Origin of the sequence: Citrobacter rodentium NBRC 105723 = DSM 16636 (assembly GCF_021278985.1) — a bacterium.
Classification (GTDB): domain Bacteria; phylum Pseudomonadota; class Gammaproteobacteria; order Enterobacterales; family Enterobacteriaceae; genus Citrobacter_A; species Citrobacter_A rodentium.
In genome coordinates this window covers 3,223,560-3,242,290 of the sequence record NZ_CP082833.1, presented here as the reverse complement: position 1 = coordinate 3,242,290, position 18,731 = coordinate 3,223,560, and the positions used below count along the sequence as shown (strand labels likewise).

At 51.4% G+C, this 18,731-nt stretch carries 12 protein-coding genes and 1 pseudogene; 3 read left to right on the top strand and 10 right to left on the bottom strand.

Translation table 11 applies throughout. The features are described from left to right. Positions 1–6: 6 nt before the first annotated feature. The 7 genes and pseudogenes from osmF to bglX form a co-directional block, all read right to left on the bottom strand. Positions 7–924, bottom strand: coding sequence for a glycine betaine ABC transporter substrate-binding protein OsmF (osmF, locus tag K7R23_RS15220; protein WP_012906447.1), 918 nt, complete (start codon positions 922–924; stop codon positions 7–9). Between the two features lie 83 nt (positions 925–1,007). Then, complete coding sequence (locus K7R23_RS15215; protein WP_232796078.1) at positions 1,008–2,297, bottom strand: MFS transporter; 1,290 nt, start codon at positions 2,295–2,297, stop codon at positions 1,008–1,010. Beyond that, a complete protein-coding gene (locus tag K7R23_RS15210; protein WP_012906449.1) occupies positions 2,290–3,846 on the bottom strand; it encodes an MFS transporter in 1,557 nt (518 codons plus the stop codon). Before K7R23_RS15210 ends, K7R23_RS15215 begins: the two co-directional genes overlap by 8 nt. A 44-nt stretch (positions 3,847–3,890) precedes the next feature. Further along, a pseudogene (locus tag K7R23_RS15205) lies at positions 3,891–5,273 on the bottom strand (glycoside hydrolase family 28 protein). A 269-nt stretch (positions 5,274–5,542) separates the two neighbouring features. Next, on the bottom strand, positions 5,543–6,385 hold the full coding sequence (locus K7R23_RS15200) for a hypothetical protein (RefSeq protein ID WP_012906450.1): 843 nt from the start codon (positions 6,383–6,385) through the stop codon (positions 5,543–5,545). A 3-nt stretch (positions 6,386–6,388) separates the two neighbouring features. After that, on the bottom strand, positions 6,389–7,993 hold the full coding sequence (locus K7R23_RS15195; RefSeq protein ID WP_012906451.1) for an AAA family ATPase: 1,605 nt from the start codon (positions 7,991–7,993) through the stop codon (positions 6,389–6,391). Between the two features lie 233 nt (positions 7,994–8,226). Continuing rightward, positions 8,227–10,524, bottom strand: coding sequence for a beta-glucosidase BglX (gene bglX / locus K7R23_RS15190; protein ID WP_012906452.1), 2,298 nt, complete (start codon positions 10,522–10,524; stop codon positions 8,227–8,229). A 255-nt stretch (positions 10,525–10,779) separates the two neighbouring features. On the opposite strand from bglX, the gene dld reads away from it, so the two are divergent. After that, positions 10,780–12,510: a D-lactate dehydrogenase gene (gene dld / locus K7R23_RS15185; protein WP_012906453.1), complete on the top strand. Its 1,731-nt coding sequence runs from the start codon at positions 10,780–10,782 to the stop codon at positions 12,508–12,510. 101 nt (positions 12,511–12,611) lie between these two features. Then, a complete protein-coding gene (locus K7R23_RS15180) occupies positions 12,612–13,166 on the top strand; it encodes a GNAT family N-acetyltransferase (RefSeq protein WP_012906454.1) in 555 nt (184 codons plus the stop codon). 561 nt (positions 13,167–13,727) lie between these two features. On the opposite strand, the gene K7R23_RS15175 is transcribed toward K7R23_RS15180, so the two are convergent. The 3 genes from K7R23_RS15175 to K7R23_RS15165 all read right to left on the bottom strand — a co-directional run bounded on the left by K7R23_RS15175 (position 13,728) and on the right by K7R23_RS15165 (position 17,994). Next, positions 13,728–15,182 carry a PAAR domain-containing protein gene (locus K7R23_RS15175; protein ID WP_012906456.1) on the bottom strand — a complete coding sequence of 485 codons (1,455 nt, stop codon included), beginning with the start codon at positions 15,180–15,182 and terminating at the stop codon, positions 13,728–13,730. A gap of 1,129 nt (positions 15,183–16,311) precedes the next feature. After that, positions 16,312–17,238, bottom strand: a complete 927-nt coding sequence (gene pbpG, locus K7R23_RS15170; protein ID WP_012906458.1) for a D-alanyl-D-alanine endopeptidase — start codon at positions 17,236–17,238, stop codon at positions 16,312–16,314. A 168-nt stretch (positions 17,239–17,406) separates the two neighbouring features. Beyond that, positions 17,407–17,994: a Yip1 family protein gene (locus K7R23_RS15165; RefSeq protein WP_012906459.1), complete on the bottom strand. Its 588-nt coding sequence runs from the start codon at positions 17,992–17,994 to the stop codon at positions 17,407–17,409. A 166-nt stretch (positions 17,995–18,160) separates the two neighbouring features. On the opposite strand from K7R23_RS15165, the gene K7R23_RS15160 reads away from it, so the two are divergent. Continuing rightward, entirely contained in the window at positions 18,161–18,730 is a 570-nt protein-coding gene (locus tag K7R23_RS15160; protein WP_024132750.1) for a DedA family protein, read from the top strand. The last annotated feature ends 1 nt before the right edge of the window (position 18,731 follow it).

The window sequence follows — 18,731 nt, the reverse complement described above, 5'->3', positions numbered from 1 at the left end:
GTCCCTTTACTTTACCCATCCCTTTTGCTTCAGGTAATCGGCGGCGACTTTTTTCGCATCCAGCCCTTCCACGGCGATGCTGGCGTTCAGCTGTTGCAACGTTTTTTCATCGAGGCTGGCAAACACCGGCTGCAGCCATTCCGCCATCTGCGGGTATGCCTTGAGCACCGCCTCGCGCACGACCGGCGCGGGAGCATAAATCGGCTGCACGCCTTTCGGATCGCTTAAGGTTTGCAGGCCAAGCGCGGCAACCGGACCATCGGTGCCGTAGGCCATCGCCGCATTGACGCCGGAGGTTTGCTGCGCCGCCGCTTTAATCGTCACGGCGGTGTCACCGCCCGCCAGCGAAAGCAACTGATCCTGGCTGAGTTTGAAATCATAGGCTTTTTCGAAGGCCGGAAGGGCATCGGCGCGTTCAATGAATTCCGCCGAAGCGGCCAGTTTGAAGACGCCGCCCTCTTTCAGATAGCGTCCGAGGTCAGCAAGCGAGGTGAGCTTATTTTTTTCCGCGATATCGTTCCGCACCGCGATGGTCCAGGTATTGTTCGCTGGTGCCGGGGTTAACCACACCAGCTTGTTCTGCTCAGCATCGAGTTTTTTGACCTTCTCATAGCCGGCCTGCGCATTCTTCCATGCCGGATCGTTCTCATCTTTGAAGAAGAACGCGCCGTTGCCGGTATATTCCGGATAGATGTCCAGTTCGCCGGAGGTAATCGCCCCACGCACCACCGGCGTGGTGCCAAGCTGCACTTTATTAACCGTTTCGACGCCGTGGCTTTCCAGCACCTGCAAAATGATATTGCCAAGCAGCGCCCCTTCGGTGTCGATTTTCGACCCGACCTTTACCGGTGACGCCGCCAGCAGAGGGAAACTCGCCGCCGCTAACAGCGCCAGCGAGCCCGCCCGGAACGTTGAGATTGTCATTATGCTTTCCTCTTCCTTTTGCCGCCATTTTCAGCGACTTGAGGAAAAAGCATAGTCGAAAAGCGTACTGTTTACCCGAGAATTCAGCTTTTTCGCGGCAGGGTCAGCGGCGCCGTCAGCAGGCTGGCGGCAAAATAGAGTATCGCCATAACCCACAGCGTTCCTTCGACGCCCAGCGGCCCCACGCACACCGTCACGATAAACGGTCCGGCGAAATTGCTCAGGCCCGACCCGAGGTTGAGGCAGGAGATCGCCGCGCCCTTATTCTGCGGCAGCAGCGACGGGATCAGCGCGCTCAGCGGGCCAAAGGCCCCCAGCCCGATGGCGTAAACCGCCAGCGCCAGAAACAGCGCCAGCTGGCTGTGGCCAAACAGCACCGGCGCATAGCACACTGCCAGCGACGCCGCGCCGCACAGCGTGCCGGAGAACCACATCACCGTATTACGCCAGCCGATGGTGTCGCCAAGCCAGCCGAAGAGATAGTTAGCGAAGATATTCACCACGTTAACCAGTCCCCAGACGGTCAGCCATTCGCCGATGCTGAAGCCAAAGCGCGGCAGATAAACCGGCATCAGGATCACCAGCGAAAACTTACCGATGTCATTAATGGTTTTGACCAGCACCGCGAGGCGCATTTTCGGCTCCCGCGCCAACACCACGATCCCCGCCAGCAGCGCCGGACCGAGCGATTGTTGCGCGGCAGTCAGCGGACGATCGCGATTCAGCACCAGCGCGCTCAGCGCGCCGCCGAGTACAAAAACAAAACCGCTCAGCAGGGTGGCGGTTTCGCCAACGCGGGCAATCATCAGGCTGGAATACCACGGCCCGACAATGGTCATCCCCACGCCAAAGGCGATCCAGAACCAGGAGACGGCGCGCCCGAGGATCCGCGTTTCACAGCGCTGGTTAATCCACACCAGAAACGAATAAGCGAACAACGGATACGCCACGCCGCGCAGGGCGTAGGTCGCCACCATCAGCGGATAGTTATTGTGCGGCAGGGCGACAAAAATAAACGGTATGGAGCCAAGGAAGTAAACCGCCGTCGCCGCCCACATCAGTCGGCGCAGCCCCAGCACCCCTGCGCCAATGCCGGAAAACCACGATACCGCGGCAACGCACAGGCCAAAAATGGATGACAGCAGGCTGATATCAAACGGGGAGAATCCCCGCTGTTGCAGGAGCGACGCCAGCCAGGACTGCTCAATGGTTGCCCCGGTAATAAACAGGAAAACGCCGACGAATCCCCAGCACAGTTCGCGGGGCAATCCCATCCGCGCCCACAGCCCTTGTTGTATCACCAGACTCTGTTCAGTCATGTTGTACTCTTTTGTCAGCGGGCGGGCGCCACGGCCCGCCCTGGATTCAGGCATTTTTTAACTGCGCACCCAGCTGCGCTTTCATATGGCGGCGGTTGACGTACCCCACCAGATTGTCGCCCCAGCACTGTTCATAGGGCAGCCCGGTCAGGCTTTCGATCACCGCTTTATTTTCCGCACTGACCGTCGCCTTGCTTTCGCCGCGCTTCAGTCGGGCGACCTCCGCGTTGAGAATGGCGTGCGTGCGGCTGTTGACCTTAAAGCGAAATGCCGACCAGATGCCCCACAGCGTCAGGATCACCGGCAGCACAATCATGATCGCCATGATCATATTGATGGCGGATTCCGGCTGGCTGTTGTGCCCAGAGACAAAACCGGACATTTGCAGCGCGGCGCCGACCAGGAAGATCGACAGCGCCTGGGACGCTTTACGCAGCAGGCTCATAAAGCCGGCGAAAATCCCTTCACGGCGGTTACAGGTGAGGATCTCATCAACGTCAGCGACAAAGGTGTAGTTATTCCACGGAATCGCATAGATACCGCCGCGCGCCAGTCCAGCAACACCGGCCGCCAGATAGAGCAGCGCGACAGAGTGCGATCCGCTTATCCAGGCGAGGGCAAACAGAGCAAAAGCCACCAGCGCCAGCGTGCCCTGGGTGATGAAGGCGCGGGAGGGGGAATAGCGCAGCGTCAGCCAGGTGGCGACGCCAACGCCGAAGAATTGCAGGCCGTTAATCATTCCCAGCAGGTTGGAGGCCATTACCGAGGAGGTCATCAGCGCGAACACCACAAAGTAAGTGAACACCGAGTTGAAGATGTCCTGAGCCACCGAGCCGCCAAGATACATCCCCAGATGCGAGCGGAAGGTCTTAATTTTCAGCGTTGAGACAAAGTCATAGTAGATATTGTAGATACGGGTCGACAGCGGCATCTTCTCCTGCTCATCAACCGTACGCTCGCTCAGGGCGATCTCTTCCAGCGACCGCTCCCAGGTGCCGAAATAGACGAAAAACAGCACCACCATAAACGCCACGGTGAATATTGCTCCGGCGTAGAAAAAGGAGTCGGCGGAATCAGAACCAAAATAGCTCACCAGACGCCCCGGTAAAAAAGCGGCGGCAAAACCGGCCAGTTGCGCAATGTACATCCGCGCGCTGGTAAGCTTAGAGCGCTTATTGAAGTCGGAGGTCATTTCCGCCGACAGCGTGTCGTACGGGATGATAATCATCGAGTAGACCACTTCGAACAGAATATAGGCCAGCAGGTAGATCCAGTAATTAAATCCTTCCACCCACAGCAGGCTATAAACTGATACCAGCGGGATACTTAACAGCAGGAAGAAACGGCGCCGGCCAAAGCGCCGCCCGAGGCGGGTTTTGTGAAAGTTATCGGAAATATACCCCATCAGCGGGCACATGATGACATCGACGATGCGCGCCACGGCGAATAATGAACCCGCTTCGATGGGCGTAAGGCCGCAAAAAGTGGTCAGAAAGAACAGCAGCCAGGCGCTCACCAGCGTGAACGCGCCGGAGCCTATCACGTCGGCAAGCCCATAGCAGACGTAGTTATGCAGCTTTATTTCACGTACTTTTTTTATCATTTTAATCCCCTGTCATCCAGGTCAGGTAAGAGGCGTAATCGCCCTCAGGCGACGCTGTGCGTGTCGGACGGCAGCGCTGGCGTCTTTTCCGGCTCACAGTTGAGCAGCACAATCGGCTGCGTATTCCAGTGAGAAGGCAGTTCGTCCGGACGGTGAATGGTCACTTCCGTCAGCCGCAGACCGCTGATCCCATTGGCATAAATGGCGGGCAGACCGTCCGGGTAGTTCTCCACGCCGTGCGCGCGGCCGGTCTGCGGGTTTACGTGATAGGCGTTATCCCGCCCCATCCCGGTTGGACGCAGCGGATTGCAGGGCGGACGGATGTCGTAACAGCCCTGCTCCGCCGAGTCGCTGAGATGCTGGCGAAAGCTCAGGCCGTTAAAGGTGACGTCGCGGATCTGTCCGGCGCTTTCGCTGTGCAGGTTAATCGCCCCCTCCGCGCTGCCCGTCAGCCCGCTGAACGTCACCTGCTCAATATTGCCGGGAGCGATATCCGGCGCGCGGCGACGCACGGAGATAAATACCGGATCGGCTTTTCCCCAGTGGCACGGATGACCGTGACGACAGTCAAAGAGAATATTGCTGAAGATCAGATGGCGAAAATGGCCGCCGTCGCGGGAAACAAGGCCGATCCCGCGGTTAGACTCGAACAGCGAACAATTGCTGACGATGACGTTTTCGATATCGGCAAAGGTTTCGGTGCCAATCTTGATGGCGCAGCTTTTCGATCGCACCAGACAGTTATTGACCACCACGTTTCGCAAGGGCTGTTGAAGCGCGGCGGGTTTGGCGGTGGTTTTCAGACAGATGCCGTCATCGGCGGCGCTGAAATAGCTGTCGCTAATCTGCACGTTCTGGCAGCTGTCGATATCCAGCGCATCGGTATTCGACAGCGCCAGGTCGTTATCAATGGTGAGATGGCGGATAAACACGTGATTACAGCTCACCAGATGGGCGGTCCACATTGGCGAGTCAAACAGCGTGATATCAAAAATACGGATCTGCTCGCAGCCTTCCAGCACCAGCAGGCGCGGACGCCGGGTGTTGGGCTAGCGATACCCCTGCGCGTCCATTTCCGGCGCAAACCAGTTCGCTGCCCCGCCATCAATTCGCCCTTCTCCGCTCAAGGTGATATGTCGCTGTCCGCGCGCATAGATCAGCGCCATTCGCGACTGCTCGGCCTGGGTGATAGTTTGCGCCGGGGCATAATCCGCGATATCGGCGCTGGCGCGCAGGCAGGCGCCGGCTTCGAGGTGAAGGGTGAAACTGGACGGCAGGATCAGCGTCCCGGTGCAGTAGACGCCCGGCGTCACCACCAGCGTCCCGCCTCCGGCGCGGTCAATCTCGTCGATCAGCTGCTGAAGCTGGCGGGTGACCACCGACTCCCCGCGGCGATCGAGGGAAACGGTATCTAAAGAGAGTTTCATAGCCATACCTGTATTGAATGCAATGACAGGCATTTAACGAAGTTTGCCAAAGCGTGGCGCGAAACGAAACGCGGCTTTTTTATGTAAAAGTGAAGCGCTTCACGTCTGTGATGACGGCGAAAAATGAAGAGTGAGGATTATCACAAAGCGGAGAATTTCAGAGGGAGGCGATATTGCAAAAATGGGCTGTCAATGTTCGTCCGGTTAAATTCTTGCTCATTGCCAGACCCGCCATCAGCGCCCGTAATGGCGGGTGGTCTCTGCGGTGGCTATTCAATGTTGTTGAATCCGCCTTCAATGTACCACTGCTGGGTGAGCAGTTTTGAATACAGGGCGTACTCCCAGGAATCCGGTCTTTTTTCTACCATCCTTAAGCAATTCTCAATTTCCTGCCGGACAGCATTCCAGTCTTTGGTCTTAAGAAATTGTGAGAAGGTATTCTTCATATCCTCTATTTTCACAATGGCATTGGACGCATACAGCTCATCCAGTTTAAGCCTTGAAAAATGGTTCCTTAGCTTTGCCTGTTCCTCCTTGGGCAAATCCGGCTCCGGCTTGCAGATATAATTTATTTCAATGGGATTCTTTTGCGTAAAGATCATTTCAAACCAGCTACCCTGCGAAAAATCATCATAATAAGGATGGATAAATTGCTTCTCAGGACGGTCTGGCATGGTGTTTTTTTTAGCTTCATTGCATCGCGAACAGATGGGAACAAGGTTGTTTGGGTGAACTGAAAAAAAATAATAGGTCTGCTTGGGTAAGTGATGATCCAGGGCAGTCACGGTACTTTCCGAACACATAGGGCATTTCTTACGGCGCGCGGATGCCAGCAGTCTATTATACTCATCCCGGCATATGCCATCTTTGCCGACCACCTGTTCGTGATATAAATTTTTCATCTTACGTTCGGTAAACTTGCCGAAAGGTTCAGAACGTATGATCTCAAAAGTTTTCTTTGTAGTCAGACATTGATGGTAATTTTTATATAACCTCTCGACAACAGATAATACCTCTTTAATATCAGCCTGAGAGAATTCTTCGGGATAGCGTTTAATACATTTCATAAACATGTCGATCCCATCGATAGTGGGTAAAGGCAGGTGTATCATCCCTTACTCCTTATTCTTTGTTTTTATAAGGGTCCGCGCTAAAGCCCTTGCCTCTCCACCAAGTTTATTATTGAAGTAAGAGTCAAGTTTTTCAAAATTGTCGTAGGTTCCGGCGGCGTCATTGATCATCTTATAAAAACCGGTATTGACAACCTCATGACTGAAAACCTCACGCGTCAGCGTGCCGACATTCTCACCAAACGTTTCAATTTCAGGGCGGTCGGCACTGACATATTTACCGGTACGATTTAATATCCATACGCAGTCTGAACGCACCTCTTGCAGTACAACCGGGGAGTGGGTAGCAACGATGGCAACGCCGTTTCTCTCGCTCATAAGATGCGATACCGCGCGGATATAAGCTGAAATGAGCGGGGGATGAAGGTGGGCTTCAGGTTCATCGATCAGCGTCAGGGAGCGATCTTCCGTCACTTCGATTAAGCGGGTGATACTCAGCAGCGTCACCAGGTGACCGGAGCTTAATTTCGTCAGAAACTGACGTACTAACTCCGTCCAGCTATTGGCTTGATCGCCTGCGTTTTCATCATGCGCTTCAGGTTTGAAATCAGCCAGTTTCGAGACGTCTGCCTCACTAAACAGAGGATCGTTTTCAAGTATTTTTAAGCAGTCCTGCCAGCGCTGCTTTCTCGCCCCCACCAGACACTGCGACATGCTCTGACAAAACTCATAATGTAATTCATCAAACGTTTTAGGACGTAATCTGCTTTGAGAAACAGGGTTATGCTCGTCCTTAATCATCAATCCTATATATTGATATTTAACGCCGGACGGTATTTCATTCGCTTCGACAGGGCCAAATCTGTCAAAGGGACTATAGGATAATAAGGTTAATGAGCTAAAATAGGTATGGTTGTTTTTCCACTGGCCGTCCTCATCCGGCACCTGCAGCAATCCTACGTGCTGGGCTTCCATTGCTTTTTGATTAATGATGCCCTTGATCACGCCAGCAAATAATGTGGTCTTCCCGACCCCATTTCGGCCGATAATCGCCTGAATATTACTCGCAGGGATATTTCCTGGCGTCACATTGAACGTCAGCCGGATTTCATCGTCATTATAGTCCGCTAACGGAAACAGGTAAGAAAAATGGAACGCTTTATTAAATTCCAGGCCATAGGCTAACTCATGCCAGGCATCCACTACCGTTCGGTGACTTACGCTTCTTAACAGAGACTCCATCATTGCCGGATGGTTTTGATAAGTGTCATAGATACTACGATTAAACGCGCAATCCCGAATCCCTTCAAGAATATCTCGCTTATCTGCTTCCGGCAGCGCATTCAGGGTTTCATAATAGTTTTCACTTTGTCCTAACGAGAAGAAATCCTGATTCAGAGAGGGAAAACTGTCCGGGATCTCCGGCTGACACGCTGAGGATTTCTCATCCGGCGTACAATCTGACTCCTTTTTCATTCGTCTTTCTGCAATCTTTAACTCCCCTATTTTATGCAGCATACAATCGGCATCACTATAAAACATAGTGAAACGCGTTTCCCAAAAGAACCAGTCATTCCAGTTATCTTTCAGAAGATAAACCGTTTTGGGATTCGCTTGGGCCGGGACGTTTTTAACGTTTCTGAATTCCATATCCCCTCCAGGCAATAATAATATGAAAAGATATTATTCATATTGTTATTAATAAAAAGCACATTTGCAGGTTCGCAGTGAATACTGTTCAGAAATTTATATCAGAATAATAGCAATAATCGCTACCTGTTTATCGCAGCGCTGGCGCGAGGAGAGAGATTATATTTGATAAGCTGATGGGGCAGCCTCTGTCTGAACGGCAAACAGAACCTGCCCCATCTGACTAAACGGCGTTACAGCAGTTCAAATTCACTCTGCTTCACGCGCGCGGAGTCCAGGCCAATAAAGACGTTGAACTTGCCCGGCTCGGCAGCGAATTTCATCTGCTGATTCCAGAACTTCAGCGCCCCGATATCGATCGGGAAGCTGACGGTCTGCGTTTCGCCTGGCTTCAGGTTAATCTTTTTAAACCCCTTCAGCTCTTTTACCGGACGACTCATGGACGCCGTCACGTCCTGTAAATACATCTGGACTACCGTCGCGCCTTCGCGTTTGCCGGTATTGGTTACCTCTACGCTCGCGGTCACGCTACCGTCACGTTTCATGGTCGCAGAAGAGAGCTTCACGTCGGAAACGGTGAAGGTGGTGTAGCTCAGACCGTAGCCAAACGGATACAGCGGGCCGTTAGCTTCGTCAAAATAGCGCGAAGTGTATTTATTCGGCTTGTCGGCGTTATAGGGACGACCGGTATTGAGGTGGCTGTAATAGACCGGAATCTGCCCCACCGAACGCGGGAAGGACATCGGCAGTTTGCCCGACGGGTTGTAGTCGCCAAACAGCACGTCAGCGATCGCGTTGCCGCCCTCGGTGCCGGCAAACCAGGTTTCCAGAATCGCATCGGCCTGCTGATCTTCCTTCACCAGCGCCAGCGGGCGGCCGTTCATCAGCACCAGCACCAGCGGCTTGCCGGTCGCTTTCAGAGCGGCAATCAGATCGCGCTGGCTTTGCGGCAGGGTGATATCGGTGCGGCTGGAGGCTTCATGCGCCATACCCTGCGCTTCACCGACCACCGCGACAATCACGTCAGACTGCTTCGCCGCGTTGACCGCCTCGTCGATCATCTCCTGCGCCGGGCGCGGATCGACCTTCACCGCATCCTCATACTGATTGAGGAAGGCCACGATATCTTTGTCGTTGGTGACGTTCGCCCCTTTGGCGTAAATCACCTTCGCCTTATCGCCTGCCGCGTTTTGAATGCCGGTCAGCACGGTGACGGACTGGTCAACCACCCCCGCCGCGGACCAGCTTCCCATCACGTCGCGCTTGCTGTCTGCCAGCGGCCCCACCACCGCAATGGTGCCCGATTTTTTCAGCGGCAGGGTGTCGAGACGATTCTTCAGCAGCACCATGCTTTCGCGCGCCACTTCCCGCGCCTCTTTACGATGCAGGCGGCTTTCGGCGTTAGTGTCAACCGGATCAGACTCTTTTGACCCCAGATGGCTGTACGGATCGTTAAACAGCCCCATGTCATATTTGACGTTCAGCACATGACGCGCCGCGTCGTCCAGCTCCGCCATCGTCACTTTGCCGGACTTAATCAGCCCCGGCAGGTATTTGCTGTAATACTCATCGCTCATGCTCATGTTGATGCCGGACTTGAGCGCCACGCGCACCGCGTCTTCCGGGTCGGCGGCGGTGCCGTGCTTAATCAACTCTTTGATTGCGCCGTGATCGGAGACGGTAATGCCTTTAAAGCCCCATTTATCGCGCAGAATCTCTTTCAGCAGCCAGGCGTCGGAGGTCGCTGGCGTGCCGTTCAGCGAGTTCAGCGCCACCATCACCGCGCCGCTGCCCGCATCCAGACCGGCTTTATATGGCGGCATATAGTGATTAAACAGACGCTGGGGACTCATATCGACGGTGTTGTACTCTTTCCCGCCCTCCACCGCGCCGTAGGCGGCGAAGTGCTTAACGCTGGTCATCACCGAATAGCGGTCCGCCGGGCTTTTGCCCTGCATCGCTTCCACCATCGTTTTGCCCATGATGGCGGTCAGGTAAGTGTCTTCGCCAAAGCCTTCCGAGACGCGCCCCCAGCGCGGATCGCGGGAGACATCGACCATCGGCGCCCAGGTCATGTTCAGCCCGTCATCGGCGGCTTCATACGCCGAGACGCGTCCAACGGTTTTCACCGCATCAAGATTGAACGATGAAGCCAGCCCGAGGCTGATCGGGAAAACGGTACGCTGGCCGTGCAGCACGTCAAAGGCGAAAAAGAGAGGGATCTTCAGGCGGCTCAGCGCCATAACCTGATCCTGCATTGCGCGGATATCCTGGCGGGTGACGGTATTAAAGATCGCCCCGACCTGGCCGTTCTTAATCATCTCGCGGATGGCTTCTTTCGGGTTATCCGGACCAACGCTGATTAAACGCAGCTGACCTATCTTTTCGTCGACGGTCATTTTGGTCAGCAGCTCGGTGACAAACGCATCCCGCGCCTGCGGCGTCAGCGGATGGTCGCCAAACAGATCTTCCGCCAGCGCTGGCTGCAGCGCCAGACTCACCGCAATACCTACAGAACATAGCCATTTCATCTTGATTTTCTTTTCCTCATTAGCCCGACGTAGCTGCGAAAATATAACAAAAACCGCACGTTGCTATAAGCCTAATCGGCAGAGGTACAGAAAGCGAAGGTTATTCGCTTAATTTTCACCACCGCCCTGTAGGCAAACGCATTCTGCTTACGAATGCGTGAAGCTGATGCGCAGACAAGCTGAACGAGAAAGCGTATCGTCATACAAAGCGCTATGCTTGTTTCTGAGATTTTTGTCCCACCACAAGGAGTGGAAATGTCTTCCATAACAACGACTGATAACAAAACGTTTCTGAATGAGCTTGCCCGTCTGGTGGGCCATTCACACCTGCTGACTGAACCTGCAAAAACCGCCCGCTATCGCAAGGGCTTTCGATCCGGCCAGGGCGACGCGCTGGCGGTCGTTTTTCCCGGTACGCTGCTCGAACTGTGGCGCGTGCTCAGCGCCTGCGTGCAGGCCGATAAAATTATTCTGATGCAGGCCGCTAACACCGGTCTGACCGAAGGCTCGACGCCAAACGGCAATGACTACGATCGCGACATCGTGATCGTCAGCACCCTGCGTCTCGATAAGCTGCATATTCTCGGCAAAGGCGAACAGGTGCTGGCGTATCCTGGCACCACCCTCTATTCGCTGGAAAAAGCGCTCAAGCCGCTGGGACGCGAACCGCACTCGGTGATTGGCTCATCGTGCATCGGCGCGTCGGTAATCGGCGGCATCTGTAACAATTCCGGCGGCTCGCTGGTGCAGCGCGGTCCCGCCTACACCGAAATGTCGCTTTTCGCTCGCATTGATGAAAACGGCAAGCTACAGCTGGTGAACCATCTGGGGATCGATCTCGGGCAGACCCCGGAGCAGATCCTCAGCCAGCTTGACGATGAGCGGATTAAAGAAGAAAACGTGCGCCACGACGGACGTCACGCGCACGATCACGACTATGTCACCCGCGTGCGCGATATTGAAGCCGACACCCCGGCACGCTATAACGCCGACCCGGACCGCCTGTTCGAATCTTCCGGCTGCGCCGGGAAGCTGGCGGTCTTCGCCGTGCGCCTCGATACCTTCGAAGCGGAAAAAAACCAGCAGGTATTTTATATCGGCACCAATCAGCCCGACGTCCTGACCGAAATTCGCCGCCATATTCTGGCGAACTTTACGAATCTGCCGGTCGCTGGCGAGTATATGCATCGTGACATTTATGACATCGCGGAGCAGTACGGAAAAGATACCTTCCTGATGATCGACAAGCTCGGCACCGACAAAATGCCATTCTTCTTCACCCTGAAGGGGCGCACCGATGCGATGCTGGAGAAAGTGAAGTTCTTCCGTCCGCACTTTACCGACCGCGCGATGCAGAAATTTGGTCATCTCTTCCCCAGCCACCTGCCGCCGCGGATGAAGAACTGGCGCGATAAGTACGAGCACCATCTGCTGCTGAAAATGGCGGGCGACGGGGTTGCCGAAGCGCAAAACTGGCTCAGCGAATTCTTTAAAACGGCGGAAGGCGACTTCTTTGCCTGTACGCCGGAGGAAGGCAGCAAAGCGTTCCTCCATCGCTTCGCGGCGGCGGGCGCGGCGATTCGCTATCAGGCGGTGCACTCTGAAGAGGTCGAAGATATTCTGGCGCTTGATATCGCACTAAAGCGCAATGATACCGAATGGTATGAACACCTGCCGGCGGAAATCGACAGCCAGCTGGTGCATAAGCTCTATTACGGCCACTTCATGTGCTACGTGTTCCATCAGGATTACATCGTCAAAAAAGGCGTCGACGCCCATGCGCTGAAGGAGCAGATGCTTGAACTGCTGCGCCAGCGCGGAGCGCAGTACCCGGCGGAACATAACGTGGGGCATCTGTACAAAGCGCCGGAGGCGCTGGCCCGTTTTTATCGCGAAAATGACCCGACCAACAGCATGAACCCCGGTATTGGCAAAACCAGTAAGAAGAAATTCTGGAAAGAGCCAGATTCTGCGCCAAACCCGTAACCGGCGCCCTGACGCAGGCTGGATCTGCGTGAAATATCATGCAAAAGTAAAGACATGTGCCGGAGTTATTACTCCGGCTTTTTCTCTCAAAGGTGAGAACCATGTCTGCTGCCGATTCGCTTTCTGAAAGTGACATTGTGGTGCGTAACGCCCTGCCCGGCGACGTAGAGGCCATCTCTGCGCTGTATGCCTGGCATGTGCTAAATGGTCGCGCCTCTTTTGAAGAGATCCCCCCGACGGTTGAAGAGATGCGTCAGCGGATGCGCAAGGTCGCGCAGTATGAACTGCCGTGGCTGGTGGCGCTGTATCGCGGCGTAGTCGTGGGCTATTGCTATGCCACGCAGTATCGCCCCCGCCCTGCCTACCGTTACACTCTGGAAGAGTCGATTTACGTGGATACCAGCATGACCGGACAAGGCATAGGCAGCCTGCTGATGCATACCTTAATCAGCCGCTGCGAAGAGGGACCGTGGCGGCAAATGGTGGCGGTGATCGGCGACGGATATAACAACCCTGGGTCGCTGCGTCTGCATAAGAAACATGGATTTGAGATTGCCGGACAGCTGCGCAGCGTCGGATATAAGAAAGGAGACTGGCGGGACACGTTGATTATGCAGCGCCCGCTCAATGAAGGCGACTGGACGCTGCCGGAATAGTGCGGACAGTGCCGGATGGCGGCGAAAACGCCCTATCCGGCTTACAAAAACAGCAGTTAAGCGATAGAGTATTATTTATTATTCAATAAGTTATATAAAATAAATTGCTTCAATATTTTTGAACAGGTGCTGTATTAATTGATCAAATATACGGGGCGTTAAAATAAGGAAAAAAGGACTCCTGTGGAGTCCCTTTTCTAAAAAATTATTATAATTAGAACGCAGATTAGTCCAACTAACCACATTGCCGCTTCAATTTTAAACCCTAAAGTCATCTTCGTAGATAACTCTTTAATGAATAAATATTCTATGTCCCTTTCTTTTATTGTAGTTTTTTTAAAAAAAATCATTTTCCACAAAGGCAACACTATTTCAACATAAGACAAGAAGAATATGGATTGATTTAAATAATTCTCCATAATTGTTAGTGGTAGTTTGTATTTCGAGGTAAATAATCGGTTTATTTTCTTTGCTTGTTTTTTGTTATATATTCTCATTAATAGTAGTATACTATAGGATACGAACATAAAAAAAACAGCCATTGTTTTTATTTGACTAATATCATTTATCAAAAAGTTTTTCATATATTACTTCACCATATGTCTTACCAGCATCTTCGCCTGGTATTTCCACCACTTTTGAACCAGCAATACCTGTAGAAATTCCTGTAACAAGGCATAGCGCCGCTCCAATCCCACCAACTTCTTCGGTTAATATTCCTAATACCCACATACAAGCCCTGCGACCTGCGATCCCAGCTAAAGGACCAACAATGTTTCCAGCCAATTGTTTCCCTCCAAATTTACTATATTCAATTATTGCAGTTTTGTAGCATGCATCTTCTCTACCTTTAGAACATGCTTCATAAACATTTTCAGAATATCCAGCAAAATCAAGCCCTACACCAATATAACCTACTTTTTTCATTAATTGCATGATTTTTGCTGATTTTTCAACGTATGAGGCGTATCCCTCTATGGCCCCTATGCCCGCCTGGTCCCATTTGTGAGTAATAGAATGCGTTGATAAACCCAGTGCTTTTTTAAGAGATTCATATTGTGGTAATCCTAACTGAGATTTACTAAATCGGTTCAATACCGAATCTAGCTGTTCAAATAGCATTTTTCTTTTTCCAAAGAATTCCTCTCCTGATATACGACCATTATTTTGTGAGTATGTTTTTTGATATAGCTCTTCAATTTCCTCAAGTATTTTATTAATTTCAGTGTAATATTTACCTCCTACTTCCTTAATATATCCCATAACATCTCCTGATGTACTCAGTGCATCACTATGTAATTGAGATGAAAATATATCTATTGCTGTTCTATTATCGTGTAATAATCTTGCTTCATCATTTGATAATGGTTCAAGTGCTTTATCAATTTTGTCTCTTGCGGCTTCCAGAATTTCAATTTGCTTTACGTCCTTTTTCTCTGGATCGGCAATTATTAATATTGAACCTGGTTTTTTATTTTTATGTGGATTTAATTGGTGGAATAACTCACGAGTTCCGGCAGGAGGGGTTATAAAGAACCAGTGATCATATGATGTTGGTGTTGCTCCATAGGGTAGTACACAAAATCCGGCATCTACAATCTCACGTGGCGATTTAACTGAATCAATTCGATTAGAAGGGCCAGGAGCCAGATTAGAAAGATCTGTTGCGTTTTGAGGCGCTGTAGCTATCAGCTTGTTCGTGTTTGCTATAGATTTTGGTGCAGAGAGGGAGTTACTTTCATATCCGTATATGCAGTCGCAAACCGAGCTAATAAAATGGCATTTACAAGAGCATGTCCCTGTACTATGTGCCGTTCCTGCTGCTTGTACACCGTGTATATAATAATTTGGCTGCCCTCCTGCTATATGGTAAATTTGTTTATCTTTACCACATATATATTTATCTCCATTTCTCGCCGTGGCTTGACCATGTATGCTATGTCCATCAGCTCCAGTGAGTATGCTTCCCCCACAAGTAGTTTTATCACCTTTCACCAGAAAATATCCAGTTCCCATATTCAATTCTCTTATCAAATTATAAATAATTCATTTGGATTAGAATATATCCACTCATTTTCCCACACGGATATAAATATACGCGCTGAGGATATATTATTAGCATCAGACAACTTCATAAGATACTGGGATTGATACCTGTATCAGATGATAGTTTAATGCTATAACTTCCCTATCTTTATTAGCCCAACCCCTGTATTTAAAATTAATTAATATCTATATTTTTGTTAACTCTTTAAAATTTTGCATCATATCTTTGATGTTAAACGTATCTAACGGATATACTCCCATTTCTCGTTATGCTTTATTTCCAAATGGCGAGCATATAACTCTACTTCCACTAATAAAAAATTGATATTCCTCCGATATCTTCATCATACCCTCTCCACAATAGTTCAGGCCATTTTTTGAGCATGTACTTCTGTCATATATATTTCTTACTCTACCAGTTGCCCATAGTTCATATTTATATAAATATTGTAGTGTCTTTTTCTCTTGAACAAAGTACATTTCACTCATCATTCTTACTTTGAAATTAAAATAACACTTTATTTCTTTGATAAATGCTGAGATATACTTCACAAAAAACGCAAAAAAAAGCTGATTCATTACTTTTTTATTCAGGCTAAAAATACCACTATAAAAACTATATAAATTCCAAATGTGTTATAACGTTTCTTTTTTGTCGATAATACTATTAATTCCATCCAGACTTTTATTTGATAGAAGTATATGGATCTCTCTTTTCCATTTTAAGGTAGTCTCTCTTCTCAAGAATATAATCATAACATTTCTTCTCATTGCCTGTAGCTAACCCTCATTTGATTAGTTGGTCAAGAAGTAACTTATATTTATTAACTGTGCTCCTGTGTCCTTCACGCTCTTTATATGTAATGTATGGACTAAATAACTCTTTCAACGTTCCATAACGCATTTTTTTACGAAAATATCAGTTCGTAATGTATGCGTCATTGCTGCTAATTCTGCATAGCGCTGGCTGGCCTGCTCGAGTGTAAAGTGAGGCCAATCTGCTGGAGTTTTGAATTTACGTTTTCCATCTTTCTGGAACCTATGTAGGCCTTATCCGGCCTACAAATCATAATTTATCAACCTTGCCGAATGGCGGGTATTAGTCGTTTTGCGCGGTTTGCTGCGCCATCTGCGCGGCTTTTTGCTTTTTATAGCTTAACGCCGCTGCCGGAACCGGCATCACCTTACCGGTTTCAATCCAGGTGCGTAAACGGCTGGCATCGGCAAAATGGGTATATTTGCCAAAGGCGTCCATCACCACCAGCGCGACCGGTTTGTTATTGATCAGCGTGCGCATCACCAGACAGTGGCCCGCCGCGTTGGTAAAGCCGGTTTTGGTCAGCTGGATATTCCAGTTATCGCGATACACCAGGTGGTTGGTATTGCGAAACGGCAGCGTATACGCCGGGTTCGAGAAAGTTGCCATATCTTCACGCGTGGTGCTTAACTGGCCGATCAGCGGATATTGCTTGCTGGCGATCAGTAACCGGGTGAGATCCCGCGCGGTGGAGACGTTGTGAATGGACAGCCCCGTCGGTTCGACAAAGCGGGTATGGCTCATACCGAGCGCCTTCGCCTTCGCGTTCATCGCCTTAATAAAGGCGTTATAGCCGCCCGGATAGTGATGCGCTAGGCTTGCCGCCGCCCGGTTTTCCGAGGACATCAGCGCCAGCAGCAGCATATTTTTACGACTGATTTCACTGTTCAGACGCACGCGGGAGTAGATGCCTTTCATCTCCGGCGTCTGGCTGATATCAACCTTCAGCTTTTCGTCCAGCGGCAGTCGCGCATCAAGCACCACCATCGCCGTCATTAATTTGGTTATCGAGGCAATCGGACGCACCAGATCCGGATGGTTAGCGTAGATCACCTTATTGGTGTTCAGATCGACGATCATCGCGCTACCGGAGGCGATCTCAGGTTGCGAGGCCACTGTCGTCGCTGTCGCTTTCACCGCTGCCTGCGGCGCAAAAGGCACCGCCAGCATCAGCGCTAGGCTCAGAATAGAAACTCGGAATTTCAGCATGATGAGACTTCAGAAAATGGTTCACGCGTGGGGAAACACGCACCGCTGGAGCAGGAATTTACTCAAGCTAGCGAAAGAATCATAGCGAGCGAATGACTGCGTCGCCATAAAAGAATCGTCAGCAAATGCTGCATTGCTGGCTTTTACGCCAACAATGCAGCGTGTCGATTAAAATACCCGATATCCGTATCCCCACAGGATGACGGTAAGCGCCAGTAAAATCTCCAGCACCAGCACGCCAATGGCCAGCGTCGAGCTGGAAAAACTCAACCCCTCTTCTTTATTAATATTCAGAAAAGTTGGAATACCCAGATAGAGTAAATAACCGGTGTAGAACAGCGCGATGGTTCCCACCAGCGCGCACAGCCACACCAGCGGATAGAGCGCCACGATGCCGCTCAGGAACAGCGGCGTGGCGACGTATCCGGCAAAGACCATGCAGTGCGTCAGCGACGGGCGCTGCGGATAACTCCGCGCCATCCACCAGATAACACGCCCCATGACCGCCACGCCGGCCAGCATCACGGCGTAGAAAAGAATCGCCAGCGCAAATCCGGTAAGCAGAGAGAGTTTCAGCACGTTGCCGTCGCCGAAATTCCAGCCGATTTGCGTGGTGCCAATAAACGCGCAGATTACCGGGATCGCCGCCATCAACAGCACATGATGGGTGTAATGATGCGAAACCGTTTCGTTTTCACGCCTGATAACCTGCATTTCACGATCGGGATGGGAAAACAGCCCCCAGACATGGTTCATACCGCCCCCTTGTTATCCGTTCCGGACCTTAACACCTCAAGTATAATGCGCTTTTTGATTATTTTATGTACAGACAAGGAAGATTACCGCGAGTCATTCCCCGCCCTTTTCCGGCAACAAAATTTCGCAAGGTGTATGCTTAAGCGTGCGGAGGTCATTCAGACGTATGGATATAAACGCTCTTATTGCGCAATACGGTTACGCCGCGCTGGTTATCGGCAGCATGGCGGAAGGTGAAACCATTACCCTGCTTGGCGGCGTCGCCGCGCATCAGGGATTACTGACGTTCCCGCTGGTGGTGATAGCCGTCGCCCTGGGCGGCATGATTGGCGATCAGGTGCTGTATCTGCTGGGACGTTGCTACGGCGGCAGGCTTCTGCGCCGCTTTTCACGCCATCGCGATAAAATCCGCCGGGCGCAGAAGATGATCCAGCGTCGCCCCTATTTATTCGTTATCGGCACCCGCTTTATGTACGGCTTTCGCATCATTGGCCCTCTGCTGATTGGCGCAAGCCATCTGCCGCCGAAAATTTTCCTGCCGCTGAATATCCTCGGCGCGCTGGTCTGGGCATCTATCTTCACCACCCTCGGCTATATGGGTGGCGAAGTGATTGCCCCATGGCTGCACAGTCTCGATCAGCATCTTAAACACTGGATCTGGCTGATACTGGCGATCGTACTGGTGATCGGCGTGCGCTGGTGGCTGAAGCGACGCAGCCGCCGCCGGGCCGATTAAG

Excerpts from the sequence above, each read along its gene's own strand:
- osmF (WP_012906447.1), bottom strand. The coding sequence starts at position 924 with ATGACAATCTCAACGTTCCGGGCGGGCTCGCTGGCGCTGTTAGCGGCG.
- K7R23_RS15215 (WP_232796078.1), bottom strand. The coding sequence starts at position 2,297 with ATGCCTGAATCCAGGGCGGGCCGTGGCGCCCGCCCGCTGACAAAAGAG.
- K7R23_RS15210 (WP_012906449.1), bottom strand. The coding sequence starts at position 3,846 with ATGATAAAAAAAGTACGTGAAATAAAGCTGCATAACTACGTCTGCTAT.
- K7R23_RS15200 (WP_012906450.1), bottom strand. The coding sequence starts at position 6,385 with ATGATACACCTGCCTTTACCCACTATCGATGGGATCGACATGTTTATG.
- K7R23_RS15195 (WP_012906451.1), bottom strand. The coding sequence starts at position 7,993 with ATGGAATTCAGAAACGTTAAAAACGTCCCGGCCCAAGCGAATCCCAAA.
- bglX (WP_012906452.1), bottom strand. The coding sequence starts at position 10,524 with ATGAAATGGCTATGTTCTGTAGGTATTGCGGTGAGTCTGGCGCTGCAG.
- dld (WP_012906453.1), top strand. The coding sequence starts at position 10,780 with ATGTCTTCCATAACAACGACTGATAACAAAACGTTTCTGAATGAGCTT.
- K7R23_RS15180 (WP_012906454.1), top strand. The coding sequence starts at position 12,612 with ATGTCTGCTGCCGATTCGCTTTCTGAAAGTGACATTGTGGTGCGTAAC.
- K7R23_RS15175 (WP_012906456.1), bottom strand. The coding sequence starts at position 15,182 with ATGGGAACTGGATATTTTCTGGTGAAAGGTGATAAAACTACTTGTGGG.
- pbpG (WP_012906458.1), bottom strand. The coding sequence starts at position 17,238 with ATGCTGAAATTCCGAGTTTCTATTCTGAGCCTAGCGCTGATGCTGGCG.
- K7R23_RS15165 (WP_012906459.1), bottom strand. The coding sequence starts at position 17,994 with ATGAACCATGTCTGGGGGCTGTTTTCCCATCCCGATCGTGAAATGCAG.
- K7R23_RS15160 (WP_024132750.1), top strand. The coding sequence starts at position 18,161 with ATGGATATAAACGCTCTTATTGCGCAATACGGTTACGCCGCGCTGGTT.